The organism is Stenotrophomonas sp. KH_036_B (assembly GCF_057839485.1).
In genome coordinates, this window is the sequence record NZ_CM174491.1 from 2297555 (window position 1) to 2309795 (window position 12241).

Annotated in this window: 10 protein-coding genes; 5 read left to right on the forward strand and 5 right to left on the reverse strand. The window is 64.8% G+C overall.

The window, feature by feature from the left end:
• Window positions 1–4: 4 nt before the first annotated feature.
• The 3 genes from AC3ITN_RS10330 to AC3ITN_RS10340 all read left to right on the forward strand — a co-directional run bounded on the left by AC3ITN_RS10330 (window position 5) and on the right by AC3ITN_RS10340 (window position 5428).
• Complete coding sequence (locus AC3ITN_RS10330; RefSeq protein ID WP_489390410.1) at window positions 5–1390, forward strand: cytochrome c; 1386 nt, start codon at window positions 5–7, stop codon at window positions 1388–1390.
• 181 nt (window positions 1391–1571) lie between these two features.
• On the forward strand, window positions 1572–3137 hold the full coding sequence (locus AC3ITN_RS10335) for an SDR family NAD(P)-dependent oxidoreductase (protein WP_489392913.1): 1566 nt from the start codon (window positions 1572–1574) through the stop codon (window positions 3135–3137).
• A gap of 242 nt (window positions 3138–3379) precedes the next feature.
• Window positions 3380–5428: a TonB-dependent receptor domain-containing protein gene (locus tag AC3ITN_RS10340; protein ID WP_489390411.1), complete on the forward strand. Its 2049-nt coding sequence runs from the start codon at window positions 3380–3382 to the stop codon at window positions 5426–5428.
• On the opposite strand, the gene AC3ITN_RS10345 is transcribed toward AC3ITN_RS10340, so the two are convergent.
• The gene (locus tag AC3ITN_RS10345; protein ID WP_489390412.1) at window positions 5412–5648 is read right to left on the reverse strand and encodes a hypothetical protein; all 237 of its coding nucleotides are present in this window, start codon (window positions 5646–5648) and stop codon (window positions 5412–5414) included. The two genes, AC3ITN_RS10340 and AC3ITN_RS10345, sit on opposite strands and share 17 nt — an antisense overlap.
• Window positions 5649–5662: 14 nt before the next feature.
• A complete protein-coding gene (locus AC3ITN_RS10350) occupies window positions 5663–7708 on the reverse strand; it encodes a TonB-dependent receptor (RefSeq protein ID WP_489390413.1) in 2046 nt (681 codons plus the stop codon).
• Window positions 7709–7889: 181 nt separating this feature from the next.
• Between AC3ITN_RS10350 and AC3ITN_RS10355 the strand changes: the two genes are divergently transcribed.
• On the forward strand, window positions 7890–9599 hold the full coding sequence (locus AC3ITN_RS10355) for a sensor domain-containing diguanylate cyclase (RefSeq protein WP_489390414.1): 1710 nt from the start codon (window positions 7890–7892) through the stop codon (window positions 9597–9599).
• Window positions 9600–9669: 70 nt separating this feature from the next.
• A complete protein-coding gene (locus AC3ITN_RS10360) occupies window positions 9670–9945 on the forward strand; it encodes a hypothetical protein (protein WP_489390415.1) in 276 nt (91 codons plus the stop codon).
• Window positions 9946–10197: 252 nt separating this feature from the next.
• Here the strand turns inward: AC3ITN_RS10360 and AC3ITN_RS10365 are convergent, their stop codons facing one another.
• The 3 genes from AC3ITN_RS10365 to AC3ITN_RS10375 form a co-directional block, all read right to left on the reverse strand.
• The gene (locus tag AC3ITN_RS10365) at window positions 10198–10602 is read right to left on the reverse strand and encodes an SMI1/KNR4 family protein (RefSeq protein WP_489390416.1); all 405 of its coding nucleotides are present in this window, start codon (window positions 10600–10602) and stop codon (window positions 10198–10200) included.
• 765 nt (window positions 10603–11367) lie between these two features.
• Complete coding sequence (locus tag AC3ITN_RS10370) at window positions 11368–11706, reverse strand: hypothetical protein (protein ID WP_489390417.1); 339 nt, start codon at window positions 11704–11706, stop codon at window positions 11368–11370.
• Between the two features lie 22 nt (window positions 11707–11728).
• The gene (locus AC3ITN_RS10375; RefSeq protein ID WP_489390418.1) at window positions 11729–12070 is read right to left on the reverse strand and encodes a hypothetical protein; all 342 of its coding nucleotides are present in this window, start codon (window positions 12068–12070) and stop codon (window positions 11729–11731) included.
• Between the last annotated feature and the right edge of the window lie 171 nt (window positions 12071–12241).

Consider the following 12241-nt stretch of genomic DNA (forward strand, 5'->3'; position numbering starts at 1 on the left):
CGCCATGAAGAAGCTGCTGCTCTGGATTGTGGTGATCGGCCTGGTGGTGCTGCTTGCGGCGCTGGCCTACGCCTTCATTCCCACCCGCACCCGCGTGCTGGCGGACGGCCCCGCACCCGACGCCGCCCTGATCGAGCGCGGCCGTTATCTGGCCGACGCCGGCGACTGCACCGCCTGCCACACGCGGCCAGGCGGCCAGCCGTTCGCCGGCGGCCTGCCGGTGGCGTCGCCGCTGGGCGTCATCTACAGCACCAACATCACCCCGGACAAGGACACCGGCATCGGCGCGTATTCGCTGGATGACTTCGACCGCGCCGTCCGCCACGGCATCGCCCCCGATGGCCGCACCCTGTACCCGGCGATGCCGTACCCGTCCTATGCGCGCGTGACCGACGAGGACGTGCGGGCCCTGCACGCCTACTTCCTGCACGGCGACATCGCGCCCGTGCGCGAAGCCAACCGCGACGTTGAGATCCCGTGGCCGCTGTCGATGCGCTGGCCACTGGCGATCTGGCGCAAGACGTTCGCACCCGACGCGGACACCGTCGCGTTCGATCCCGGTCGCTACGCCGACCCGCAGCTCGCACGCGGTGCCTACCTGGTGCAGGGCCTCGGGCACTGCGGCAGCTGCCACACCCCGCGCGGGTTCGCCCTGCAGGAGAAGGCGCTGGACGAATCGGGCAGCGCCTACCTGTCCGGTGGCCAGGTGATCGACGGCTGGAACGCGGTGAACCTGCGCGGCAATCCCGCCGACGGGCTGGGCCGCTGGTCCACGCAGGACATCGTGGACACGCTGCGTAGCGCGCGCAATGCGCACAGCGCGGTGGTCGGCACGCCGATGGCGGATGTGGTCACCCACAGCACCCAGAAGCTGACCGACGACGATCTGCAGGCAATGGCGGTGTACCTGAAGCAACTGCCTGCCAGCCCGCGCGATCCATCGGCGTATACCGCCAGCGACGCCACCGCGCGCAAGCTCCAGGCCGGCATCAACGACAGCCGTGGCGCGGAATTGTTCGTGGACAACTGCGCGGCCTGCCACCGCACCGATGCCAAGGGCTACACCCACGTGTTCCCGGCCATCGCCGGCAACCCGACGGTGCTGGCCGACGACCCGACCTCGGTCATCCGGCTGCTGCTGGCCGGCAGCACACTGCCCTCCACCGCCCAGCGCCCATCCAACCTGGGCATGCCGGGTTTCTCCGAGCGGCTGTCGGACCAGGAGATCGCGCAGCTGGCGACCTTCATCCGCCAGGACTTCGGCAACAGCGCAGGCGCGGTCACGGCCGACCAGGCCGCCAAGGTGCGCAGGCACCTGCAGGACGAGGCCAAAGCCGCCAAGGGGGCGCATGACCCGACGGCCGCCCACGGCGGCGAGGATGCTGAATAACGGGGCTGTTCAGCCCCTTCCAGCATGAAACGCCCGGATCAGGGAGAATAGCGGCCCTCTGAACGCCCCCGCCTGCCATGGCAGGGGCGGCTTCCGCGCGGTTGACGGCTTTGCCGGCCGCCACCCCGCCGTTACTTCCGGATCCAACGTGAACGCCATCGCCTCTGCTCCCGCCGACGACCTGCCCCAGGACGACCTGCCCCTGACCGACCGCCTGCGTGCCGCGCTGGACCTGCTGGAGGCCATCGAGGCCGACCGCGGCGTGCTGGACACGTTGCCGGAAGACGACCGGGTGCGCTTCCACCAGGTGGTGGCGAAGGTCTACCACCCCGAACCCAAGGCGCGTCGGCAGAAGCTCAAGCAGCAGGCCAAGGCGCGCCATCACGAAAAGGTGCGCAAGGCCGAGGCGCTGCTCGAGCAGACCGGCATCCGCGCCCTGCGCCGCAAGCCGGTGTTCAGCACCCCGAACTACTTCCCGCCGCATGCCGCCGGGCTGCACGACGCGCACAACGGCGAAGGGGCCGCTGCCGCGCCGGAGCCGGTGCATTCGCCGGAGCTTCGCCACTGCTACGTGTGCAAGCAGAAGTTCACCCAGCTGCATCACTTCTACGACCAGATGTGCCCGGCCTGTGCCGAGCTGAACTTCGTCAAGCGCACCGAGACCGCCGACCTGCGCGGCCGCGTGGCGCTGCTGACCGGCGGCCGGGTCAAGATCGGCTACCAGGCCGGCCTGAAGCTGCTGCGCGCCGGCGCCGAGCTGATCGTGACCACGCGCTTCCCGCGCGACTCGGCCGCACGGTATGCCGAAGAGCCGGACTTCGCCGAATGGGGACACCGCCTGCAGGTGTACGGCCTGGACCTGCGCCACACGCCCAGCGTGGAGGCGTTCTGCAACGAGCTGCTGGCCACGCGCACGCGCCTGGACTTCATCATCAACAACGCCTGCCAGACGGTGCGCCGCCCGCCGCAGTTCTACGCGCACATGATGGCCGGCGAGACCGCCGCGCTGCATGACCTGCCCGAGACGATCCGGAAGCTGGTCGGCGAGTACGAGGGCCTGCGCAGCGCCGAGATGTTGAGCCTGGGCTCGGACGATGCCGTGCCGGCGCTGCAGGACCGCAGCGCGACCGGTGCCGACGGCCTGACCCGTGCCGCCGAGCTGTCGCAGGTGCCGTTGCTGGCCGACGAACTGCTGGGCCAGCAGCACCTGTTCCCCGAAGGCCGGCTGGACCAGGACCTGCAGCAGGTGGACCTGCGCGGTCGCAATTCGTGGCGCCTGCTGATGGCGGAAGTACCGTCGGTGGAACTGCTGGAAACCCAGCTGGTCAACGCGATCGCGCCGTTCATCATCAACGCGCGCCTCAAGCCGCTGATGCTGCGCACGCCCGACCGCGACAAGCACATCGTCAACGTGTCGGCGATGGAAGGCCAGTTCTACCGCAACTTCAAGACCACCCGCCACCCGCATACCAACATGGCCAAGGCCGCGTTGAACATGATGACGCGCACCTCGGCGGCCGATTACCAGAACGACGGCATCCACATGAACAGCGTGGACACCGGCTGGGTGACCGATGAGGATCCGGCCGACATCGCCGCGCGCAAGGTGGAAGAGGAGCGCTTCCACCCGCCGCTGGACATCGTCGATGGCGCCGCACGCATCGTCGACCCGATCATCCACGGCGTGAACACCGGCGAGCACGTGTGGGGCCAGTTCCTGAAGGACTACGCGCCCACCGACTGGTGAGCGCCCCCGTGTAGTGCCGGCCGCTGGCCGGCATCTGCACCGTGCCGACCTGTAGTGCCGGCCGCTGGCCGGCGTCCTGAACCGTGCAGACGTTGCGAACGCCGGCCAGTGGCCGGCGCCCCGGCGCATGTCAGTGTGTGTCTAATGCGAATGATTCGTGATAGCATTGTGAACGTTTTCAGTTTCCCTACACGGACGTCCCAGCCATCGCCAGCGGACCCTCTTACTCAGGAGTTTGCTCGATGCACCTTTCCTCCCCCACGTTTACCCATTCGATGGCCGCGCTCACGGCCGCCATCACTCTGGCCCTGTCCGCCCAGGCCCACGCCGCCGGCGACGTCGCTGCCGACGCCAAGGACATGAACACGGTCGTGGTCACCGCCACCGGCGCCCAGCAGTGGATCAAGGACGCGCCGGCCAGCATCAGCGTCATCACCCGCGAAGAGATCGAACGCAAGCCGGTCTCCAGCATCGGCCAGCTGCTCAGCACGGTGCCGGGTGTCACCGGCGGTTACGCGTTGTCCGGCGCGCAGTCCAAGATCCGCCTGCGCGGCCTGCCCGAGCAGTACACGCTGATCCTCATCGACGGCCGCCGCCAGGGTAATTCGTCCGGCGTGAACTACCGGGACGACCTCGGCCCGCAGGATCTGAACTGGCTCTCGCCGGACATGATCGAGCGCATCGAAGTGGTGCGCGGCCCGATGTCGTCGCTGTACGGCTCGGATGCGATGGGCGGGGTGATCAACATCATCACCCGCAAGATCGCCCCGGAATGGGGTGGCTCGGTGACCTTCAACTACAGCCGGCCCGATGCAGACGACCGCGGCAACACCACCCAGATGGGCGCGCAGTTCAGTGGTCCGTTGACCGACCGCCTGGGCCTGCGCGTGGGCGCCAACGTGACCGACCGCGAGTCGGACCGTGCGCGCGGACAGACGCCGGGCAGCAAGGCCGAGAACGCCAATGCCCTGCTCAACTGGGCGATCAACGACGACCACACGGTCGGGTTCGAGGCCACGCACGGTGTGCAGCGCAACCGCGGTGACGGCGACGTGGGCGCATGGGGCCTGTCCAAGCTGGTGCACACCGGCTACGTGGTCACCCATGACGGGCGCTACGGCGATGCCAGCACGTCCAAGTCCACGCTGACCCAGAACGACTACGAGGACAAGGGCAGCCAGGTGGGCAACCACTCCAAGGAAACCGTGTTCGACACCGCGTTCGCCACCGGCTTCCACCTTGGGTTCGAGCATCGCTTGAACGTGGGTGGCCAATGGAAGCGGGAAGAGCTGCAGAACACCGACACCATCGGCACCGTGCCGGTGACCTGGAGTGGCAGTGGCCGGATCAGCCCGACCAACGAGGCCGATTCCTGGGCGCTGTTCGCCGAGGACCACATCACCCTGCATGAGCGCTTCACCCTGACCCTCGGCCTGCGCTGGGACAACACCGAAAACTACGACGACAACCTGAGTCCGCGCATCTACGGCGTGTGGCATCCGTCGGATGACTGGACGGTGCGTGGCGGCGTGTCGCAGGGCTTCCGCGCACCGAACCTCAAGCAGGGCAGCGCCGGTGCGGCCACGCAGTCGGGCGGCAATGGCTGCCGCAGCCTGACCGTAGAAGGCTGGACCAACCGCTCGGTCAGCGCCGATGGCACCACCGGCTGCTACATGGCGGGCAACCCGAACCTGGAACCGGAGACCAGCACCAACTACGAGCTGGGCGTCGGCTTCGACCGCGGCGGCTGGTCCGCGTCGGCCACCTACTTCCTGACCAACTTCGACGACAAGATCGAGCAGGTACCGCTGCGCGATATCGCCGGGTACGACTCCAGCTTCGTCAACGGCTTCTGGTGGACGGTGGCGCAGAACATCCAGAAGGCGCGCACGCGCGGCGTGGAGGCCAGCGTCACCGTTCCGCTGCACGAGCGCCTGAGCTGGACCACCAATGCCACCCGCATGCTGGAATCGAAGAACCGCACGACCGGTGCGACGCTGCTGGTGGTGCCGGAACTGACGGCCAACACGGCGCTGGACTGGCAGGTCACCGATGCGTGGTCGTTGAACGTCAGCGCCCAGCACATCGGCAAGCAGCTGGTCTCCAGCACCAGCCCGACCTTCGCCAAGGCCTACACCACGTGGGACCTGGTGAGCGGGTTCGACGTCAACGAGCACCTGACCCTACGCGCGGGCGTGTTGAACGTGGGCGATGTGTCCACCGTGGATGAAGGCAACAACTACGACGGCGGTGCGCGCACCTTCTTCGTGGGCGCTACGGCGCGGTTCTGATCCCGCGCCGGGGACGCGGCCACCCGCTGAGGTGGCCCGTCTTCCATCGCCACAGGGCATAGGCCAGGAAGGCAAATACCAGTGCAACGCTCACCAGGTCCATGCGGCCACTGGTTCCGTACGCAACCAGGTATTGGATGAGGTAGGCAGCGAAGAACACGGCGGAGAGCTTGCGCCCGAACGCCAGGAAGATGCCGCCCAGCGCCAGTGAGAACGGCATGACCAGCTTGCCGCTCAGAGCTTCATGTTCAACGCGACAAAGAACGAACGCCCCGCTGCCGGCGAGAACATCGGCTGCGGCTGCTCCCAGAAGAAGCTGTCATACCATGCATAGTCGTATTGGCGGTCGGTGGCGTTCTTCAGCTGCAGGTCCACGCTCCAGCGCGGGTTGAGCTGGTAGCGCGCACTGAGGTCCAGCACCGCGAAGCCGCCGTACTTGCCGGCAACGTTGCGCTCTTCCAGGTAGTAGTCGCCCTGCGCCCTGCCCTGCAGGCCCAGCTGCAGCGCCCCGGTGGCCTGGTAGTCCAAACCGATGTTGCTGATGTAACGCGGGGTGGCGGCAACTTCGCGTCCCTCCAGCGACAGGCTGGCATCGCGACCATCGCGCTCGATCTTGGCCTCCTGGTACGCATGCGAGGCCCACACGGTCCACTTCTCGCCAACCTGTGCGCTGATCTGCGCGTCGACACCGCGACGGCGCGTCTTGCCCAGCGTCACCGTGGTGCCGGTGGCCGGCATGTTGGAGATCTCGTTGGCCGCATCCTGCTGCCACACCGCGATGCGCGCCTGGCTGCCTGCGAACGGGCTGAACTTCATGCCCAACTCCATGCCGGTATTCGTCGACGGGCTCATGGGGCCTTGGCCCGGCGTCAGATAGGCCGGCGCCGTCGAGCCGGTGAGCACCTGGAAGGTACGGCCCCAGTTGGCGTACACATTGGTGCTGTCGGTGAACGCATAGACCACGCTCAGCTTGGGCTGCTCGATGCTGCCGTAGCGCTGCAGCTGCCCGGTGATGCCGCCCGGCAGCCGGGTGTCGCCGTCGAAACGGTCCACGCGGTAGGCCGGCACGATCTTCAACGCCTCGATGGGCTGGTAGATCGCCTGCACGTAGGCGCCCCAGTTGTCGAAGGTGTGGCGGTCGTTGTTCTGCACGCGTGCCGGGGCGGCGCTGAAGTCGGTGGGCTCGGCGTAGCTGAAGCGCTCGCGGATGTAGCCGTTGTCCTGGTGCTCGACATTCACCCCGCCCTCCAGCGTCAGGGCGGCACCCGGCTGCCAGGTCAACGTGGTGAGCATGCCGGTCTGTTTCTCATCCCACACCCGGCGCTGTCGGGGCGCATTGCCGGTGGGCAGGTCGCTGAAAGTCACCCGGCGATCGTCTTCGTAGCGGTTGTAGTAAAGCTTGCTGCCCAGGAACAGCGCGTCGGCCAGCTTCAGGTCCATGTGGATGCCGATCTGGCGCATGTCGCGGTCATCGCCGTCATTGGCATTGCGCAACTGCGAGCCGCGGCGGTCGGTGCGCAGCTCCTCGGCCGTCATGAACCCGGGTTCGTCCGCTTCGTGGTGGTAGGCGCGTGCGCTCAGGCCGATCCGCATGCCTTCGTCGAGCGAGCCGTAGAACCACTTGCCGCCCAGCGCATACTTTCGCGAGGTGTCGTGGTCGCGGTAGCCGTCCGATGCCTGGCTGCCGATGAAGTAGTTCTGCGCGAAGCCGTTGCTCTCGCGGCCGATGGCCAGCTGCGCATCGCGGGTGTTGTAGCTGCCATAGCCCAGCCGCGCGTCGGTGTAGCTGCCGCCCTGGCGGGTACCGAAGTTCACGTTGCCGCCGATGTTGTGCAGGCCATAGCGCGGGTCGTTGGTGCCGCGCACCACCTCGATATAGCTGATCTCCAGCGGGAACAGCATGTCGATGAAGCGCTGGTTGCCGCTGTTGACGTTGCTGGGGATCCCGTCGATCAGGGTCTTGATGGCATTGAGGTAGCCCTCGCCGTTGAACGCGCGGAAGCTGACCTTGCCGGATTCGGCACCCTGGCGGGTTTCGGTCAGCTGGATGCCCGGCATCTGTCCAAGCAGCTCCCAGCTGTGCGACACGTTCTTGTCTTCAATCTGGTCGGCGCCCAGCACATCCACCGAGGTCAGCACCTGGTGGGCGGTGAGCTGGCCTTCGGTGTGCTGGTGCACGTCCACCTTGCCAAGCGTGAGGGCCGAGTCGGACGACTGGGCACGGGATTCGGGAGCGAACAGGACGGCGGCAACGGCCGTCACCAGAGCGTGGATCTTCATGTCAGGGGCAGCATCACGAATGAAAGTCAGGGGACAGCCATGGATCATGGCTGCTATAGTTACACTATAACATTACATGCACGAAACGAATCCGGGTTTTCACCAGCCGCTGCCGCGCCGCTACCTAGGATGGTCACAGGCGCGACGGAGGGTCGCGCCCAACACGCTGTGGAGGGATCGGATGACCGAACGCGCCCGTCAAGCTGCCCTGGAGTCCCTGCGGATACTGGATTCGGATCCAGAACCGTTCTTCGATGCCCTGACCCGCGCCGCGCATGCGATGACCGGCATGCCGGTGGCGATGATTTCCCTGATCGACGGCGACCGCCAATGGTTCAAGGCGCATGTGGGCCTGGAGGCCGTCACCGAAACCGCACGCGACATCTCGTTCTGCACGTGGACCATCCAGTCGGACAGCGTCCTGGAGGTGCACGACGCACGCGAGGATGCGCGCTTCGCCACCAATCCCACGGTGGTGGGCCCGCCTTATGTGCGCCATTACCTGGGCGCGCCGATCCGGCTGGAGGGCGGCAGCCGGATCGGCACGCTGTGCCTGCTCAACCCAGAGCCCGGCGTGGCCACGGCGGCACAGCGCGAGGCCTTGGCGTGGCTGGCGCGGGTCGCAGCGATCGGCATGGAACAGCGCGCCAGCCTGCTCAACCGCATTGCCGAGAGCAACCGCCTGCACCGCCAGCTGCAGCGCAGCCAGGCCTTCCTGGAGCGCACCAACACGCTGGCCAAGGTGGGCGGCTGGGAGCTGGCGCTGGACAGCAACGCACTGGATTGGACCCGGGAAACCCGCCTGATCCATGGCGTACCAGAGGACTTTGACCCCAACCTGGGCGCGGCACTCTCGTTCTACCCGGACACGAGCCGGGTTGAACTCCAGGACGCGATCGCCGCCTGCGCCCGCGACGGCACCGCCATCGACCTGACCGTGCGCGCCACCACACTGGGCGGCGAGCGCAGCTGGCTGCATATCGTCGGCCAACGCGTGGACGACGCGGCCGGCGCACGCTTGATCGGCGCCATCCAGGACGTGACCGAGCAACGCTCGGCCACCGACGCACTGGCGCAGAGCGAGGCGCGCTACCGACGCTTGTTCCAGCACAGCCTTGGCCTGATCTGCACGCACACGCTGGACGGCGTGATCACCTCGGTCAACCCGGCCGCCTCGCTGTCGCTGGGCCGGCCGGAAGCGGAGCTGCTGGGGCGCTCGCTGACCGAGATCATTCCTGGCGAGAAGCAGGGTCAGCTGCAGGCCTACCTGCAGCGTGTGCGGGAGAACCAGAGCGATTCGGGGCTGATGGAGCTGGTGGCCGAAGATGGGTCACGCCGCTACTGGGCCTACCACAACGTGCTCGATACCGAGGCGGATCCGCCGTATGTGCTCGGCCACGCCCAAGACATCACCACCCAGCACCTGCAGGAGCGGCAACTGCTGGAGATGGCCATCCGCGATCCCCTCACCCGCGCGTTCAACCGCCGCTACCTGGCCGAGCTCGCACAGCAGCAGCTGGAAGCATGGGGCTGCCTGGTGTTCGACCTGGACCACTTCAAGGAGATCAACGACTCCCAGGGCCATGCGCATGGCGATGCGGTGCTGGTCGAGTTCGCCGCGTTCCTGTCCGCGCCGTTGGACGAAAACGAGGTGGTCGTGCGACTGGGCGGCGATGAGTTCCTGGTGTTCGTGCCAGGCGCCACACTCGGCAGATTGCAGGCGCTGGAGGCGGACTATCAGGCGCGCGCCCATACGGCACCGGTGCGGTTCTCCGGCGGATGCGCGATCAGCCGACCGCCGGAGACGGTGGCCGACACCATCAACCGCGCCGACATGAAGTTGTATGAGCGCCGCCGCAGGGAGCGGCGATCCACGCCCACGGGGCCTTAACCTGACTTCCTTATGCTGACAACGCGCCGAGGGCACTGCGCCCGGCGTTTCACACTGCAAAGGAGTCGCAATGAAGAAGCTGCACACTGCCGTTCTCGCCGGATGCCTGCTCGGCATGAGTTCCCTCGCCTACGCCGAGGTTGCCAACCTGACCAACAGCGCCGATGGCGCCAACCGTGACGCGGGCATTGCCGCGGTCAAGAAGAAGCTGCAGGAGGCCTGCACCGACCGTAAGGGCACGCCGGATGCGGACTCGTTCGAGGTGGTGTTCGAGAAGACCAGCGAGAACCCGAATGTGCCAAAGCCTTACTACGTGGACGGCAAGATGAAGTGCGATCTGCCGTAAGTCACGTGCGGCAAGCGCGGCGCACATTTTGCGGCACGCTGGCATGGCCGCTATCGGCCGACGTATGAACCCGGATCTCTCGATGCCCTGTACGCCAGCGCATCGAGAAATTCCTTGCCGTGTTCCGCATATCCGGATTGCTCGCTGGCCGAGAGCGGGAAAGCAACCTCGTACAGCGCAAAGCCGCCCGTCATGACGCAAAGGCAGAGAAGGCCCTGCCCATCGCGGAAGAGGCGATACGATCGCCCGAACTTACTGCCACGACGCAATCTCACTGAGCTTTCGCGCTATGAATGTCGCGAAGTCAGGTGCTGCGTCGACTGGTGTCGCATGTTCCGTGTCAACTTCAACGACCCGCCAAGTCTGGGAATCGAAGCCAGCAGCAAAGCCACAGAGGTCATCTCCAAACAGCAGTACGCCTCTAACCTGCTTGCTCTCACCGTATATCTCTTCAGCCGGAATCAGCCCCGTATAGATCATGTAGTTTTCGCTTCCAACTTCGCCGGCACCGATGCGCAAAAGGAACCCAATATAGTCTTCTGGCAGCCCGGGATACTGTTCCTGCAACGACACTGTCTTCTCGCTCGAAACGGAGGCAAGCTTCTTCAATAGAGCGCCTACGCCTTGAATATCGTTCAACTGCCCGTAATCAGTCACTATCGCCTCACCTTACGAATAGATTTCTACCAGGCGACCCTGCCCCGCGGATGCCCATCTGGTGTTGATCAGGGTGCCTCGCCGGATGAATATTCCACCATTCATTTGGACCGCCATAGCCCAGCTCTATGACATGATGGGCTTCATAGTGCTGGCCAACCCTTCTGCTGACTTCCCCCGACTTGCTGTACACAGGCTGCAAATACGTTGGCCATACCTGACCGGTGTTGCGCTCCCTCTCTGCGATGAGGTCGCCCTTAATTCGACCGAGCTGAGATCGACTCTTTGCCCCTTAGGTCAAATGCCTACATTCACTCCAGGATCAAATCAATGCGATCGATGGTCGGCTCGCAGGTTCTGTACTGACTCTCAGAGCGGATCACGAATGCTGAGTCGGGAAGTCTGATGCGAGATACATTGATGCCAGACCAGCAAGTCTCACACCAGACTATCTTCCAGCCGAACTGTCCTGAATCCGGGCCAAAGTACTGAAACCTCAGGCCGACATTGCCACACGATGGACACGCTGCCGACGACAAATCACTATCCGCTTCGGGCAGTTGTTTTATCCAATAAAGGTACGTTTTACCGCTCGCCATCACCTGTAGCCCTCAAGTTGGCCCGAATTGTCTCCAAAGCAGTGCTGCAAGAGCCAGGCCACTTTGGCGTGGCCGTCGTGGATCAAGTACCGAGCCAAGAACCCGGGCTTCGAAGAAACCTATCAGAACTACTGAGCCGGAGATCCGTCGAGAGCGACTGGAAAATTCAATCAAGTGAATAGCACTGAACTCTGCCGTCAGCGGTGATTCTTGAGATGATTCCTTCAGCTACATCTACGTTCATCTCGCCCTCGACATAAGAAACCGGTTCCAGTTTCAGCTGAAAATGCGCACTCGGCTCGCTCCTCACATCGTCCTCGGGAGCAGGCGGACCCAGTAGCGAGTACTGATGGTCGCCCACCACTGCTACATATGCTGGGTACTCATCAAAAATACCGTCAACATCCTCAACAAAAGCAAAACAACCAAGCACCTCCCCAAGCAGCTCGGCAGTCTGCTGCAGGCCACCTACGGGAACAATACCAACATCCGCATGCTTCATCATGGGCGATCTCGACTATCCGGATTCACGAAGAACACTTGACCGTCACCTGCGTCAGCGCCACCCTCTCTCCCGCCAGCGCCGCGCGCCCGACCTTGGGGGCAGCGGCTGGCGGCGATTTCCCGCACTTCATGGATTGCGTCAACAGATACCCCGAGCTGCCTACCGGATCTCCGCAGAGTCCGCGCAAATTATCGTTATAGGCGCCGCAACTGCATCTCACAATCATCCCGGATTGATTCGGCGCAGCGATCTCAATCATCACTTCGCACCGTTCGCAACGAACCGCAGATACAGAGCCATCCTTCATAAATTCAGCGAGCGTCGCTTCAAACGTCTCGAACAAAGGAACGTTTACGTCGGTCATCTTACTGTTTCTCCATCTTGCCCATCACGCCCCCCCCAGAGAGTGAGCTTCCAACGCAGTCCGCCTTACCAAACCTCTCAAGACATGGTTGATCGCCTGAAACCTCTGCGAGTTCCCATCACATGCACCTGGCGGCACAGTACCCACTTGACTGAACGCCATTCGAGCGCA